The following is a 16,697-nucleotide window of genomic DNA, read 5'->3' as shown; positions in this document are numbered from 1 at the left end:
AAAACTGGATTGCTACTGGTTACCTTGCCATAGAGGAATTTTATATCTTTAGAGTTAGTAGCTTATAATAAGTCTTTATTTAAAATCAATAGTATTCTAAACACCTATACTTTTAATGTAATATAATAAGATTAAAAAAATTAGTTGTCGCAATAGTGATGAAGTACTGAAGATTTGACGGTATAGGCAAGTTGTTGTTTTTATGAAAGAAATAATTGCAGAAATAATGTTAAAAACAATTGGATCAAGAATAGCTCCAGCTTCTTCATGCAAAATATTTAATAGCTAATAATTTATCACATTGCTAAAATTTATAAAATGACTTTCGTCACTTCAATGAAGTGATTTTTAGAGAAGAAGCACGTATATTTAATTGCCCATTTAAGGTAATGCTTTTAGGCTGGAAACCTTTCTTTGTTTCAATTTGTTCAATAAGTATTTTAGCAGCTTCTTCACCAATTTCCCTTGCAGGTTGCGAAACAGAAGTCAGTGGAGGCTCAATTATAGTTGCCATTTGTGAATCGGTAAAACCAACAAAAGCAATGTCATTTGGTATAGAAAATCCATTTTTCTTAAAAACTTGCATGGCTCCAATAGTTACCGGATCATTTGCTCCAAAGATAGCGTCAGGAATATTTCCTGAGTCTATTATATTTTGCGCCGCTTTTTGACCATCGGCTAATGTGAATCCCGTAGCTACAATTTGATTTTTATTATAGCTCAATTGGTATTTTTGGTGAGCGTCTAAAAACCCTCTTAGACGCTCATTTGTCAATGAAACGCCATCCCTACCTTTGAGATGTACAATATTCTTGCAACCTTGATTAATCAAATGCTCGGTGGCAAAAAAGGCCCATTTGTAATCGTTAAAAACAACTTTAGAACAATTGAGTTGATTGTTTACCCTATTGAAAAGCACGATTGGAAAGCCCGACGCAATTAAATTTTGATAATAATCGGTATTATTGCTTTCACTTGATAATGAAACAATCAAGCCATCAACCATGCTATCTTCTAAGGTTTTGATATTTTTTAATTCAGTTTCAAAACATTCGCTAGACTGAGCAATTAGCACTTGATATCCATTTTCAAACAAAATTTCTTGAACCCCTATGATGACCTCAGGAAAAAATGCATTGATAAACTCAGGTACAATAATACCAATAGTAAAAGAACGCTGTTGCATTAACTTTTTAGCAATAGGATTAGGACGATATCCTAATGCTTTGGCCGTTTTTAAAACCAATGCTTTGGTTTCAGGATTGATATCAGCCTTGTCGTTGAAGGCTCTTGAAACCGTAGAAACTGAAGTGTTCAATTGTTTAGCAATGTCTTTGATGGTAATATATTTCATGCGAATTAAACAACTTGAAAAGATTATTTTACAAATGAAAATGATTAATAGGTTATAAAAGTACAATAATTTTCGGTAACGTTCTCGAAAGATTTAACAAGCTTCGGTAACGTTCTCGGTAGGGTTTGTAAAAAATATAATTTAATTCCATTTATTCAATTCTTACTTTTAATAAAAATTAAAAAAAGGTTATGAAATCGCCTTTTAAGAAAGCTTTGCATATGCAAATAAAATTGGTTAAAAAGCGATTTTATCAATGACCACTAAAAAACAAATTTACTTATATGAAAAACATTGATATTTGGGTGATTCTGATTTTTTCTGCACTCATTTTTGTTTGCGGTTTGGCTTTTTCTAAAACAGGAAAAAACATGAAATCCTATTTTGCTGCTGGAGGCGCCTTGCCTTGGTGGATGAGTGGGTTGTCTTTATTCATGAGTTTTTTCTCGGCAGGAACCTTTGTTGTTTGGGGTTCTATAGCGTACAAAAGTGGTTGGGTAGCTGTAAGTATTCAATGGACTATGGCTATTGCAGGTATCCTTATAGGTTTTTTTATTGCTCCCAAATGGCGTAAAACAAATTCGCTAACCGTAGCCGAATACATAACCAATCGTTATGGTTTTAAAATTCAAAAAACATATACCTATTTATTTCTACTGACTTCATTATTTACCACAGGAGCATTTTTATACCCTGTGGCCAAGATTGTAGAGGTTTCTACAGGGATTCCTATTTATACCAGCATCATCAGTTTAGGGATCTTAATTTTAATCTATACCGCCGTGGGAGGACTTTGGGCAGTTATCGTTACCGATGTGTTGCAGTTTGTGGTTTTAACAGCCGTTGTCATAATCATAGTTCCATTGGCTTTTGATAAAATTGGAGGAGTAGGCCAATTCATAGAACTTTCGCCTGATGCTTTTTTCAATTTGGTAAACGAAGAATATTCTATTGCTTTTATAATTGCTTTTGGACTTTATAATTTATTTTTTTTGGCCGGAAACTGGGCTTATGTACAACGTTACACCTCTGTTGCCACACCCAAAGACGCTCAAAAAGTGGGCTGGTTGTTTGGAGCTTTGTATGTGATAAGTCCGTTATTTTGGATGTTACCTCCTATGATTTACCGCATTCTAAACCCAAATCTTGATGGAGTAGAGTCAGAAGGTGCTTATTTATTAATGTGTAAAGAAGTTTTACCAGCGGGAATGCTCGGTTTAATGCTCGTTGGGATGATATTTGCCACTTCTAGTTCGGTAAATACCACTTTAAATATCGCCGCAGGAGTTTTTACCAATGACCTTTTTAAACATTTCAAACCTCAGGCAAGTGACGCTCAATTGATGCGTGTGGGGAAAACGGCTACCGTTGTTTTAGGCTTGATTACCATTGGGGTAGCTTTGGTTGTACCACTTTTAGGAGGTGTTGTCAATTTTGTTTTGAGTTTAGCAGCGGTAACAGGAGGAGCCATGTTTTTGCCTCCGTTGTGGACTATTTTCTCTAAAAAACAAACAGGGACTAGTATGTTATCGGTTACCTTAATCACCTTATTGATTACGGGATTTTTCAAATTTTTAGCTCCACAATTACTAGATATAACCCTGAGTCGTAGTGCCGAAATGATTCTAGGTGTTGCTGTTCCAATGGTATTAATGTTGGTATCAGAATTCTATTTAATCCAAACCAATCCATCCCAAGATACTTATGAAGCTTATGTACAAAAAACAGCTATTGGTGAAAATGTATATGAAGATGATTCGGATGGAAGTAATAAAAAAGGGGGAAGAGTCATTGGAATTGGAGTTGCCTTAACAGGAGCCTTAATACTTTCATTAGAATTTATTTCTACTATTTTAATTTCTATCGTGGTAGGAGTGGGAGCAGCAGTTTGCTTATTGGGCATCTTCATAGTTTATAAAAATAAAGAATAAATACATACGATTTAATTAAGAAAAAAATGCAAGTAGAAAGCTTTAGTTCAAAAGTAAGATCCAATAAAATTACTACAATTCAATCTGATTTAGTCGTTGTTGGCGGAGGATTAGCTGGTGTTTGTGCGGCCATTGCAGCTGCCCGTGAGGGTGTAACTGTAACTCTTGTTCAAGATAGACCTGTTTTGGGTGGTAACGCTTCAAGCGAAGTTCGTTTGTGGACTTTGGGCGCAACTTCACATATGGGAAACAACAACCGTTGGGCTCGTGAGGGCGGTATCATCGATGAGATTTTAGTCGAAAATTTATATCGAAATAAAGAAGGAAATGCACTTATATTTGATACGGTTTTGTTAGAAAAAGTTTCGAATGAGAAAAATTTAACGCTGTTATTAAACACCGCAGTTTATGAGGTAGAAAAAGCGGATACCAAAAACATTAGTCAAGTTACTGCCTTTTGTAGCCAAAACTCAACTACTTATATCCTTAAATCCAATTTATTTTGTGACGCTTCGGGAGATGGAATTGTGGGTTTTCAGGCTGGCGCTGCGTTTAGAATGGGTGCTGAAAAAGTGGAAGAATTTGGAGAGAAATTTGCTCCTGACCAATCCTATGGTGAATTACTAGGACATACCATTTATTTTTACAGTAAAGATACGGGAGCACCAGTAAAATATGTCGCTCCAGAATTTGCCTTAAAAGACATTACCGAAATTCCACGATATAAAAGCTTGAGTGATAAAGATTCGGGTTGTCGTTTGTGGTGGTTGGAATATGGCGGACGAAAAGATACCATTCACGAATCTGAAGACATCAAATGGGAACTATGGAAAGTAGTTTATGGAGTTTGGGATTACATCAAAAACTCGGGTGAATTTCCTGATGCTGCAAATCTAACGTTGGAGTGGGTTGGAACGATTCCTGGTAAACGAGAAAGCCGCCGTTTTGAGGGACATTATATGATCAAACAACAAGATCTAATCGAACAAAATACGTTTGAGGATGCGGTGTCTTTTGGAGGCTGGGCAGTCGATTTACATCCTTCGGATGGGGTCTATGACAGCCGTCCGGGTTGTACCCAATACCATTCTAAAGGGGTATATCAGATTCCGCTACGCACCATGATAAGTCAAAATATAGAGAATTTATTTCTTTCCGGACGTATCATTAGCGCTACTCACGTAGCTTTTGGTTCGACTCGTGTCATGGCAACTTGTGCTCATGCCGCACAGGCTGTTGGATACGGAGCGGCACAATGTGTGAAAAATAATTTGAAACCAGCCCAATTGCTAATTTCTGATAATCTAAAAGAATTGCAACAAACCTTGAGCATCAATGGGCAAAGCATTCCAGGGATAGCCATTGATAAAACTCAAAATTTATTGAAACAAGCAACCATCCAAGCTTCTTCTACTTTAAAATTAAACCAAATAGATTTTGACGGTGAATATACATCTCTAGAAGTGGCGGTTGCTCAATTATTGCCTTTCAAAGCCCATCAAAACTATGGCTTTAAAGTAAAAGTAAAAGCGCAAGAAGCTACCATGCTAACAGTACAATTGCGTACTTCGTCCAAAGCCAGAAATTACACGCCTGATATTATTTTAGAAACGATAGAAATAAAAATTAACCCGGGCGAACAAGAAGTAGCTTTTGAATTTAAAACAGCCACGACTGAAAATCAGTATGCTTTTGTTACTTTTTTATCCAATGACAAACTGAGTATTCAAAGCAGTACAAAACGATATACAGGAGTTCTTTCGGTCTTCAACGGACAAAATAAAGCGGTAAATAATAACGGAAAACAAACGCCTCCTGACAACATCGGAATTGATGCTTTTGAATTTTGGATTCCGTTTCGCAGACCCAAAGGACAGAATATTGCCATGCAAATCGAACCAACCATAGCGTGTTTTGGAGTAGAAAATCTAACCAATGGTTTTGTACGTCCTTATGGCAGTGCCAATGCTTGGTTGGCTGATCTTACTGATACCAAACCAACGCTAAAAGTGGAATGGGAAACCGAAGTAGCACTTTCTGAAATAAAACTATTCTTAGACCCTGATTACGACCACCCCATGGAATCGACCTTAATGGGACATCCCGAAGAAGTGGTTCCGTTTTGTGTGCAGAATTACACCATCAAAGACAGGAGTGGAAAAGTTTTATTCGAAAAAAAAAACAATTGTCAAGCAATTAATACTTGGACTTTCGATTCAAAAATAACAACCAAAGGATTTAGCATCGAATTGGAACAAAGCCATTCAAATGTGCCTGTAGCTGTTTTTGAAATTTTTTGCCAATAACCATTGATAGTAGGGATAGAATAAGTCAGTCTTTTATTTTAAAACTAGAAAGAAACAAAGAATAGAGGAAGCTATTGGTCGGAAATAAACAGGCGTAAATATTGAAAATATGAAAACAAAATTAATTATACTGGTATTTTTAGGCTTTATAGTTTCTAATGCCCAAACAATTTCATTAAATGGAAAATGGAAGTTTAAGGCTTCGAATAGTCTTTCTGAATCAGAATTGTTGCAATCGGATTTTTCTAATTGGGATACTATGCAAGTACCGGGGAATTGGGATACTCACGAAAAATATGCAACTTATGTGGGCAAAGGCTATTATCAAAAAGACTTTAGAGTTCCTCAAAAATGGCAAGGAAAACAAATCAGAGTTCAGTTTGAAGCTGTTTATGAAACCGCTATGGTTTGGGTCAACGGGAAATTACTAGGTAAACATGTTGGAGGCTATTTGCCTTTTGAATTTAACATCGCTCCTTTTCTAAAACTAGGCGAAAGCAATTCGATTATTGTCATGGCTGATAACTCTTACAAACGAGGCGCTTGGTGGGCTTGGGGCGGTATTAGCCGTGAGGTGTGGTTGGTAGCTACTGAAGATTTGCGTTTCGTTTACCAACATATTGCATCCATACCTGATTTTGAAAAAGGAGAAATCAATTTTTCTATAAAATACAAGGTGGAAAATAATGGTACCAATAGTGCCACAGCTCAAATTCTACCCAAAATTAAAGGGATTGATGTAGCTCCTGTTTCGGTAAAAATAAACCGAAATGCAACCGCTATTGCTGAAATAAAATTCAAACGCAAACTAGCTGATTTTAAATTTTGGCATTTTGATAGTCCTAATTTGTACCAATTGACGAGCGAACTGCAAGTAGAGGGAAAAAAAATGGATGTTACCGAAGATAATTTTGGTATTCGAAAGTTTGAAGTTCGTGGCGAACAGTTTTATTTGAACAATCAAGCGGTACGTATGAATGGAGTCAATCGGGTACACGACCATCCTAAATACGGCAATACCGAGCCAGATGGATTGATTAAAAAAGACATGAAAGACATTCAGTCTTTAGGTTGTACGTTCTCGAGATTGATGCATGCGCCTTTGTCCAAAAACCTTTTGGATTATTGTGACAAAAATGGTTTTCTATTAGTTGAAGAAATTCCGGTTTGGGGCGATGATGACCCTCAATCGTTTCCAAATAATCCAGTAACCAAAAAATGGATGGCCGATATGATCGAAAGAGATTTTAATCATCCCTCAGTGGTGGCTTGGAGTGTGGGGAACGAATTACGGGATGCTGTAGCAGACTGGGACGAAAAAGCTTTGACTAAAGACCAATACGATTATGTAAATGAGATGCTCGATTATGTGGCTAGTTTAGATACTACCCGCCTCAAAACCTATGTTACCATTACGTCTTATCGTAAGGGAGAAATTGGCACCGAACCTTACGAAAAAGTCGATTTTATTTCGATGAATAGCTATGGAAATGCTCCCGTATTGGCGCAAAAAACACATGAAAAATTCCAAGGCAAACCCATTTTTGTTTCTGAAATTGGATTAAGCCAGATTGGTAATGAACCCAATTCGGAACTGCGTAAAGAATTGGTGACTTATATCAAGGAATTAAAACAATTTCCTTGGATTTCGGGTGTATCGCTATGGAGTTACAATGATTATAGAAGTAATTACAAAGGCACACCCACATCGGGTTATAGAGAATGGGGAATTGTAGATGCTTTTCGAAAAAAGAAAAAGAAAGCGTATGCACAATTGAAAGCCCTTTATAAAGAATGGGAAGAATAATTTAAACAAAAACTATTAAACAGTTTACAAACTCAATAAAATACAAATGATGTTAGCTATTTTAAATAAAAACCGAATTACGACCACAATTTCTATCGGATTAGTTACTTTATTTTTAGCCACTTCTTGTGGAAGTTCGAAGCAAAAAGAGATTGTCGGTTATCCATGGGATATTCCACAAACCAAACCAAACCGAGCTTTGAGTGCGGCTATGGAGCGTTTGTATGACAATTATTTAACTCCAAGACCGGAGGATAACGAACTCTTTTCGAGTTTTAAATATACAGAACTCAAAGGATTTGATTATCATAATGGAGACGGAACAATCTCAAGACGTGACCCTTCCAAAATTATTTTCGAAAATGGAAAATACTATGTTTGGTACACTAAAAGAGATACAGAAACAGCTCCTGTAGGTGCTAGTAGAGCTAGTGAAAGTACCGAAAACATTCCCTCAACCGATTGGGATTTATGTGAAATATGGTACGCTACCAGTAAAGATGGCTTGTCTTGGGAAGAACAGGGCGTGGCAATCGAAAGACCTTTACTGCCACAAGTAGGATGGCGCTCAGTAGCGACTCCTGATATTTTAAAATGGGAAGGAAAATTTTATTTGTATTACCAAGGGTTTATGGAAGCCAGCGGAAAAAAAGGAGATCATTGTCCTGTGACTGCTTCATACTCTGATTCACCAGATGGCCCATGGATAGCGGCAAATAAAATAATTGTCGAAAATGGTGATAAAGGGACTTGGGATCAATTTTCTATTCATGATCCGTATCCTTTATTGTATAAAGGTAAAATCTACTTGTATTTTAAGGCGGCTTATGGTGATCGGCCTGATTATTTAGTTGGGAATGGCTTGGCTATGGCCGATAATCCTTTGGGACCATTCACTAAGCATCCTTTGAATCCTTTATTCAATTCAGGTCACGAAACCGCTTTGTTTCCTTTTAAAGAGGGTATTGCTGCCCTGATTACAAGTAACGGAAATGAAAGCAACACTATCCAATATGCAAAGGATGGAGTCAATTTTAATATTGCTTCGGTTTCGGCTTTGCTGCCTACTGCTGCGGGGGCTTATGTACCCGATGCTTTTACAAGTAACGGCAACGGACGTGGTATAAGTTGGGGATTATGTCATTTTACAGATATGGGTGGTCCTAATAAAAACTATAGTATTCTAGGTCGTTTTGATTGTGATTTAAGTTTAGATATCTATGACCCGAAAATGAAAAACACGAATCTCTTTTTGAAACCAGAAGTATATTTTTCGCAAAAACTTTCAGTAGAGCAATTGGAACGGATAAAAAAGGATAAAAACTAAATCCAGCATGCAAAAGCTCACATTATTGATCCAATTAGCGTTGGATACTGATCTATAGTTAATCTCCAACGCTACTAATGCTCAAGATTTCAAATGTTGTATTTTTTTCGAGAAAAGTAAATTTAGTTTGAAATTTTTGAGCTTTATTGTTTTATGACCTTTTGGGAAATTGTAGTGCCATCTTCCCAGTTAATTTTTGCAATATACATTCCAGCGCTTAAGTTTTTAGTAGCAATAGTAGCATTGGTATTATTGATTTTTTCAACCAACAATTTAGTTCCGCTTAAACTGTAAATTTGGACAGTGCTTATGTTTTTTTCTGAATTTATTTGAATAGAATCTTTAAAAGGATTTGGAAATAGCATCAATTTTTTTTCTTCAATCTTGGCATCTTGTTTCCCTAAATTTGGATCGGTCACAGGTTTGTAAATTCGAATCCAATCGATATTGAAATTATGATTGTCAAAATTTGTAATTTCTTCATCAGTAGGAGTACGTCCTTTACAGGCATTCCAGTTTTGATCTTCCATATTAATAATGATATCCATTTCTTTTACCAGTCCCGTGCGTGTAGCGGCAGTTCTTGGAGTAGCTGTTGAGGTATAATTTAATGGGTCTATTCCGTCTTTGCCGTTCACAGTATCTAGATTGTCCATTACCTTGACTAATTGACCATCCAAGTAGTATTCTAACCGAGTTGGACTAGCCCAGTACACACCAAGACGAATCCATTTGTCTGTCCAATAGGTTTTTGTAGCTCCCGTGTACCATGTGCTGGCATCGGTAGGCTGATAATCCAAAAACGGACTTCTAATAAATACATGGTGACTTAAATGCAAACGTTGTGCTAGCCAATCATTTCTAGTTGCTTTTCCGCCGTATGCTTCCAGGATATCGATTTCTTGGGTGTCATCTGGACTAAGCATCCAAATATCAGAAGCCATAACTGCATTTGCGATTTTAAAACGCGCTTCTACATATACAGGGTACTTTACCCTTGTTTTCGATGTAATGCAGCCCGCTCTTGTAGCCGCCATAGTCCAGCTTTCGGCAACATTATCTCCATCACAATCTACAGTAAAAGTCTTAGTTTCATTTGCCTGTCTAGTTGCAAAAACATGCAGATTTCCTCCGCTAACGGTAGTATTCTCATACCTCCATTTTGTAGGCCCTGGACCATCCCAAGTGTTGTGATAAAAGTTAGTCCACTTTCCGCCAATCGTTGCTTGATTAGTGGACGCTTTATAGGTGTAATTAAAATCATCAGACTGTGGCTGAATTTTCCAAATTTTTCCTGTTCCAGCATTTGCAGGAACGGGAATACCATTCCAATCTTGACAGTATAAAAATGGAGACATACATAAAGTAAGCAGTACAATTAATTTTAGTTTCATTATTCTTTGTTTAAATAATTATAATCTTTTTTTGGTCCCGCAATTTACTTTTTCAAGGTGTAAGTGAATGTTTACGGGACTAGATATAAACTGAACAATAGTAACAATTAGAAAAATATCTCAGCAATACTGTAGAACAGGATCATCATTTATCAACTTTTGCAAGCAGGATGGAGTTTGTAGGTTAAAATATTTTTTTTTGATTATATTTCTTAAATGTACCTGAACTGCCTGATGATTATATATTAAAATCCAAAGGGAAATTTCTGGCTAATATTTGTCAAGACATTTCTATATAAAAGTGGCAGATACTGGATATGACGGTTTCAAGGAATTGCAGCAACAGTACAATACGCTCCAAACGATGACGGACTATATGATGTGGAGGATCTTTTTATTCGCCGATCAATACTTCACTCGTTATATGATGGGAACAAGTGGAAAAGATGGAATGAGGTCTATTGCCATCACGTCAATTTTAGATGTGTGAAGCTGTAATTATAACATTTTCATGAAAGTTATCTGCTTTTTAGATTTAATCTCTTGTTCGAAATAGATACAGTGAATATGCTGCTATTCGCGAGATGCTTTTAAATAAAGTAATGTATAATAGTTTTGAATCTAAACTTGTTAGCACTTGATTTTGCTTACTTTCTATTTTCCAAAAAATCATGTGCCATCATTTTGCTGCAATTCTAAAACGAGTGATTGCTATAATATTTTTGATGTTTAGTAATGTTTCGAACTTAGGGATTCAAGTAGTTGTTTTATAGTGTATTAGGTGGTGTATTGAATGTGCGTGCACCGATTCTGCACCAAGAGTCAAACATCTATTTTCAATATTTTATCCGTTCAAAAATGTCCAATATACATTCGAAGATGCGCTTATCAATTATTGATTGTTTTAATTTTTTATTTTAATCAACAGATTTTATTAAAGTTTTTCCACAAAATTTTGATGGTTTATTGCCATTAGAAACGCTTTTAAATTTTTGGTGAAATTGCAGGCAACCCAAAAAAAATATGTTTTAATTTTTGATTAGGTTGGGGCTTATATGGCCTGTTGGGTTTAAATGATCTAAAAAAGAGGAAGCAATCCCTTATTTTACTAATTCATTTTATTTAAGTTTTCAATATGATACTGAATGTTAAAGTTTAAGCAGTTTTAAATCAAAAAGTATATACAAAACATGTCTTAGGATTTGAAGATTCTAAAAGTTAATCAGTACTGTGCAAGTTTTAACAGGCAGTATTATAGACCTCCATTAAAGAAGCATACCAATTATTTGTGCAATGGTTTTCGATGTGCCTTTTTTATTTGAGCAGCAGTTTAACCCAGTCACGTTTTTCAGCGATTTTTTCGGTGCCGCCAAAATTTGATTTGAGCAGTTCCCTGATTTGAAATTTTGTCTTGTTCCTGATGCTTTTATCCCAAAGAGCAAAATCATAAATATGAATCTGATCGGCATTGGTGTTTATGACCAATGCAAGCCTTGAGGTCAGATCTTTATATTTTTTTATTTCATTAAAAATATCCCGGCTCGGAACCACTATCAGCACATTTTCCCAGTTCAGATATTCTTTGGAAATATCATTTCTTTCAAGCAGACCCAAGGATTCAAATAAAGCCGTTATTTTTTGTCTGTTCAGCCGGTTAATTTTTTCATCTATGCTTTTTAGAGCATCCTGAAGCGACTCTTTATCAATAGCATTCATTTTCATCGGTTTAATTCAAAATAAAATTAATTCAAAATGTCTTTTCTTATTTGGTGAAAACCAGTAGAATGATTCTAAATTTTATTAACGAAAAAAAACAGCAGCTAGATTCCCCTGTTAAAATTTAAAGAGATTTATATGGTGCTGATATCGTTTGCATTCAAAGCTTTGATTTGGATAAGCCCCGCAATTTCTGAATCAGGCCAATTCATATCCTCAATTTTACGATTGGAATAACAGTAATTAAGTTTTAAATTTGCGGATATGACAAAACTGATCAACTTAAAAATATTCGCGCATTTTTTCCGCTCCTCCTCGGCAGGCGGCATTTTTTTGATAACATCCCTGCTGGTGTCTTTGGCCATTGCCAATTCTGGCTGGTCGGAAGGTTTTAAAGGGATCCTTAACTTTGAACTGGGATTCAATACAGCCTGGATTCATTTAAAATATCCTGTAGGGCTTTGGATCAATGACGGGCTGATGGCGGTTTTCTTCCTGATGGTCGGTCTGGAGATTAAACGGGAGGTAATAGAAGGGGAGCTTTCCACCTTTTCACATGCGGTTCTGCCTGTCCTTGCCGCGGCGGGAGGGGTAGCGGTCCCTGCCCTGATTTACGCATTTTTTAATGCTTCGGATCCCCAAACAGCTAAAGGCTGGGGCATTCCTATGGCTACGGATATCGCCTTTGCACTTGGAATTTTATCGCTTTTGGGCAGCAGAGTGCCTTCTGGGCTGAAGATTTTTCTGGCCGCCCTTGCAATTGTCGATGATTTGATTGCAATTTTAGTGATAGCCTTATTCTATTCCTCGGAGCTGAACTTTATGTATCTGGGCTATGCGGGAGCATTGCTGGTTTTATTGGTCATTTTTAACCGCTCAGGTATTAAAAACCTGCTGTTTTACCTGCTCCCGGGGATATTGATCTGGTATTTTATACATCATTCCGGGGTCCATGCGACCATAGCCGGAGTATTGGTGGCGATGACCATACCAACCAATGAAGACGATACCGAGTCGCCGCTTGAAAAACTGGAGCATTTCCTTGCGTGTCCTGTCAATTTTCTGATTATGCCTGTCTTTGCGCTTGCCAATACCAATATAACCTTTGAACCTGCTATGTTGCAGGGGCTTTTCAGCAGTCTGGGCCTTGGGATAGTCCTGGGTCTTTTTTTGGGCAAGCCTGTCGGGATTTTTATCATGTCCTGGCTGTCGGTAAAGCTGAAAATAGCCGCACTGCCCGAATCTGTCACCTGGGTGCATGTGCTAGGACTTGGACTGCTGGGAGGAATAGGCTTTACGATGTCGATATTTATTGCTTTACTGTCTTTTAACGATGCGGTGCTGCAGAACGAAGCCAAATTTGCCATACTGGCAGCTTCCACGGCGGCGGGCATCACAGGCTTCTCCATTCTGCGGCTGTACAGCAGAAAACAGAAAATGAGATTTTAGGGAGCTTAGTGTTTGCGGAAGAGTTCCACATCATTTACCGATAAGCGTTCATTGAGCCATTTCTGCAGTTTTTCGCTGTCTGTTTTGGAAAGGTCTTTTGATGCGTCATAGATAACAGCCGTTACCGAAGTAATGCTGTCTTTAGGGCTTACAAGGGTATTTCTGCTGATGGATAATGAATTGACTGCAGGATAGAGCGCACGGGTTTCTTTGAGGATCTGGCGGCTGTCAAATTGGTTTCTGGCCAGTTCTTTCTCCAGCTGCATGATCCTGACATCTTTCAGGTTCATTTCATTTTCGCTGCTTTTGATCTGGTTCAGAATATCTCCCTTCAGGGCATTGAAACGGTCGGTACTGTCCTGCCTAATGAGCAGCTGGGTGCCGGCCAGGTATTTGTTCCGGCTGAGTCTTCCGGCAAGGTCTTTTATTTCTGCTTCAGAAAAGCGTTTTGAGAGGAATGCCAGTTCGAGCCTTTTGTTTTTAGGGTTGAAGTCCGTCTTTCTGTACACGATGGTATATCCTTTGGCGGAAAACTCATTTTCAATAAAAAGATCCGCATTTTTTTTGAACTGCTGTTCCCTGTAAAGCGAATAGGCAAGATAGCTGCTGGGCACCAGCATAACAGTGATTAGAAAGGCGATGGTGTATTTGACCCTTTTCTGATGGCTTTCATCTATCTGCTTTACGGCAGGGTAGTTCAGGTATTTTATAATCAGAAAGGTTGCGATACCTATAAAGACACAGTTGATGCTGTAGAGGTAGAAAGCCCCCAGGAAAAATTTCCACTGTCCGGTAGCAAGTCCGTAACCTGCCGTACAGAGCGGCGGCATAAGTGCTGTTGCAATGGCCACACCGGGAATCGGGTTCCCTTTTTCGGACCTGGTCACGGCAATAACCCCCACAAGGCCTCCAAAGAAGGCTATTAGGATATCGTAAATATTGGGAGAGGTTCTGGCCAGCAGTTCGGACTGCACATCCTTAAAGGGGCTCAGGTAAAAATAAAGGGTGGATACCGCCAGACTTACAGCAGTTGCCGTAAGCAGGTTATTAAGTGATTTCTTCAGCAGTGAGAAGTCATAGATGCCCAAAGCAAACCCGGCGCCTACTATCGGCCCCATCAAAGGGGATATCAGCATGGCTCCGATAATCACCGCGGTGGAGTTTACATTGAGCCCGACCGAGGCGACGATTATGGCGCAGGCCAGAATCCAGAGATTGGCACCTTTGAAGGTGATGTTTTTCTTAACGGCTTCGAGTGTTTTTGCCCTGTCGTCCTCCCCTTCATGAAGGTTCAGCAAATCTGTTAGTATTCTCATAATCTTAAAATTCAAAAGTTTGCGTTTTCTTAATTGCGGCATGCATTACTAAGATAAGGCTAATTTTGCTAATTGGAAACAGAATAGGAAAAAGATAGAGCCAGGGACGCCTGATCTGCCAAAGTGCGGTTGAAGCCCTATTCGAAAATCATTGATTTGAGCCTGTTGCGGTAGGATTCCAGAACGTCTGATTTTGTTATGAAGCCGTAATATTTTCCGTTTTTGAGCACCGGAAGAAAGACCTTGCCGCTTTTCTCAAATTTTTTCATCACCGTTTCCATGCTGTCAAAAAGATGCACGGGCTGCACGGGCTGTGTCATGATATCCTTGACCAGAATGCTTTCTGTTTTGAGATTATCGAAAATCACTTCCCTTATGTCATTGAAGTAAACCAGTCCCCGAAGCTCATTCTCATTATCGACGGCTGCAAAAATCACCTGGTCGGAATGTGCCAGAAGCCCGGCGACGTCTGCAAGCGGCTGATCGGGTTCCACGGTCAGATAATCTTTTTTTATCAGGTCTTCAATCTCTAGGGTGCAGAGGATATTAGAATCCTTATTGCTTGTAAAGGCATTTCCTTTTCTGGCCAGGTTTTTTACATCGAGGGAGTGCTTTTCAAAACGTTTGGAAACGGCAAAACTTACCGAGGCGACAATCATCAGGGGAATCATCAGATCGTATCCTCCGGTTATTTCCGCAATAAGGAAAATGGCGGTCAGCGGCGCATGAAAAAGACCGCTGAGAATCCCGGCCATACCCACCAGGGTAAAATTGCCCACAGGCAGATCGGTAAGACCGGAGAGGTTTAAAAGTTTTGAGAAGAAATAACCGGCATATGAGCCAAGGAAGAGGGAAGGGGCAAAATTCCCCCCGTTGCCGCCGCTTCCCAATGTTATGCCTGAGGCAAAAGCTTTGAGCAGCATGGAAGCCCCGACAAAGCCCAGCAGCATCCAGTCATTGGACGCCAAATCCGAGAACAGCGTGTTTTCCAGCAGCCTTCCGGGATCCTTATCAGCAAGAGTTTTGATGCTTTCATATCCTTCTCCGAAAAGGGTGGGAAATATAAAGATCATGAGACCCAGAATGCAGGCGCCGATAAGTGCTTTTTTATAGGGGCCGTATTTTAAATGCGCAAAGGCATGTTCGGTCCTTAAAAAATTGCGGGCGTAGAATACCGCTGTAAAGCCTGTGAAAAGCCCCATCAAAACATAGAAGGGAATATTATGGTAGTCAAAGGTCTGTTTTTCGCGGAAAGCCAGCAGTATGTTTTCATTCAGGACGATTGCGGAAACCAGCGCACCTGTGGCCGCGGCAATCATTATGGGGGTAAAAGCCGAAATGGTCACATCGACAAGCAGCACCTCGATGGCAAAAAGCACCCCTGCGATGGGGGCATTGAATGCGGCGGCAATGCCTGCTGCCACCCCGCATCCAATCAGCAGCGTGCGCTCCTGATAGCTCAGCCTGAACTGCTGGGCATAATTGGAACCGAATGCGGCGCCCGTGATCACGATAGGGCTTTCCAATCCGGCAGACCCTCCAAGTCCGACGGTCAGCGAGCTGGTGATAATCTGGGCATACATCTGCTTTTTAGGGATAATGCTGGCTTTTCTAGCCACTATATACAAAATCTGTGAAGTCCCCTTTTCCAGGGTCCCGCCCAATGCTTTTTTCACTACCAGAACAGTAAGCAGGATTCCAACAACAGGCAGTATGCTGTTAAGGAAACTCAATTTTAATGTTCCGTTGATGTAGGTTGCAAATGAATATACCCAGTGGGCAAAAGCCTTTAGAAAGATTACCGCAAAGGATGCGGTAATGCCGATAAGAACACTTGAGAGAAATATAAACTGTTTGCGGGAGAGCTGCCGCTGTCCGAGCATCAATACCTGTTTTGCTTTGATGAGCTGCTTTTTGAACATTGTCCTGGATGGAATTGTGTGGAAATACAAAGATAAACCAGAAGGGTGGTTATGCCCGGAATAAAATGTTAATGTAATGCCAATTTTGAATGTCTTTCTCTAAAATGCCTTTAAAATCATTTGCGCTGGAGCGCTGGATTTACCCATTTATAAAAGCATTCCTGCCTCAAGAAGT

At 38.9% G+C, this 16,697-nt stretch carries 10 protein-coding genes; 5 read left to right on the top strand and 5 right to left on the bottom strand.

The annotated features are described in order from the left end of the window. Nucleotides 1-328: 328 nt before the first annotated feature. Nucleotides 329-1,354 carry a LacI family DNA-binding transcriptional regulator gene (locus ABDW27_RS03685; RefSeq protein WP_144219296.1) on the bottom strand — a complete coding sequence of 342 codons (1,026 nt, stop codon included), beginning with the start codon at nt 1,352-1,354 and terminating at the stop codon, nt 329-331. A 284-nt stretch (nt 1,355-1,638) separates the two neighbouring features. Between ABDW27_RS03685 and ABDW27_RS03680 the strand changes: the two genes are divergently transcribed. From ABDW27_RS03680 to ABDW27_RS03665, 4 genes are all read left to right on the top strand, one after another. Continuing rightward, nucleotides 1,639-3,285: a sodium:solute symporter family protein gene (locus ABDW27_RS03680; RefSeq protein WP_144219297.1), complete on the top strand. Its 1,647-nt coding sequence runs from the start codon at nt 1,639-1,641 to the stop codon at nt 3,283-3,285. Between the two features lie 26 nt (nt 3,286-3,311). Then, a complete protein-coding gene (locus ABDW27_RS03675) occupies nt 3,312-5,591 on the top strand; it encodes an FAD-dependent oxidoreductase (RefSeq protein WP_276174770.1) in 2,280 nt (759 codons plus the stop codon). A 109-nt stretch (nt 5,592-5,700) separates the two neighbouring features. Continuing rightward, complete coding sequence (locus ABDW27_RS03670; RefSeq protein WP_144219298.1) at nt 5,701-7,398, top strand: glycoside hydrolase family 2 TIM barrel-domain containing protein; 1,698 nt, start codon at nt 5,701-5,703, stop codon at nt 7,396-7,398. Nucleotides 7,399-7,444: 46 nt separating this feature from the next. Continuing rightward, the gene (locus ABDW27_RS03665; protein WP_260850313.1) at nt 7,445-8,725 is read left to right on the top strand and encodes a family 43 glycosylhydrolase; all 1,281 of its coding nucleotides are present in this window, start codon (nt 7,445-7,447) and stop codon (nt 8,723-8,725) included. A 143-nt stretch (nt 8,726-8,868) separates the two neighbouring features. Here ABDW27_RS03665 and ABDW27_RS03660 read toward each other — a convergent pair whose 3' ends face one another. After that, nucleotides 8,869-10,119, bottom strand: coding sequence for a T9SS type A sorting domain-containing protein (locus tag ABDW27_RS03660; protein ID WP_276174769.1), 1,251 nt, complete (start codon nt 10,117-10,119; stop codon nt 8,869-8,871). A 1,314-nt stretch (nt 10,120-11,433) separates the two neighbouring features. Then, nucleotides 11,434-11,835, bottom strand: a complete 402-nt coding sequence (locus ABDW27_RS03655) for a hypothetical protein (protein ID WP_179005218.1) — start codon at nt 11,833-11,835, stop codon at nt 11,434-11,436. A 264-nt stretch (nt 11,836-12,099) separates the two neighbouring features. Here ABDW27_RS03655 and nhaA point away from each other — a divergent pair, with 264 nt between their 5' ends. Then, nucleotides 12,100-13,284, top strand: coding sequence for a Na+/H+ antiporter NhaA (gene nhaA / locus ABDW27_RS03650; protein ID WP_179005220.1), 1,185 nt, complete (start codon nt 12,100-12,102; stop codon nt 13,282-13,284). A gap of 5 nt (nt 13,285-13,289) precedes the next feature. Here the strand turns inward: nhaA and ABDW27_RS03645 are convergent, their stop codons facing one another. Together ABDW27_RS03645 and ABDW27_RS03640 are read right to left on the bottom strand one after the other, a co-directional pair. Continuing rightward, nucleotides 13,290-14,600, bottom strand: coding sequence for a DUF389 domain-containing protein (locus ABDW27_RS03645; protein ID WP_179005222.1), 1,311 nt, complete (start codon nt 14,598-14,600; stop codon nt 13,290-13,292). A gap of 137 nt (nt 14,601-14,737) precedes the next feature. After that, nucleotides 14,738-16,522, bottom strand: coding sequence for a chloride channel protein (locus tag ABDW27_RS03640; protein ID WP_179005224.1), 1,785 nt, complete (start codon nt 16,520-16,522; stop codon nt 14,738-14,740). Nucleotides 16,523-16,697 lie beyond the last annotated feature (175 nt).

Source organism: Flavobacterium sp., from assembly GCF_039595935.1.
In the GTDB taxonomy this organism is placed as follows: domain Bacteria; phylum Bacteroidota; class Bacteroidia; order Flavobacteriales; family Flavobacteriaceae; genus Flavobacterium.
This window is presented reverse-complemented; position numbering and strand designations above follow the sequence as displayed.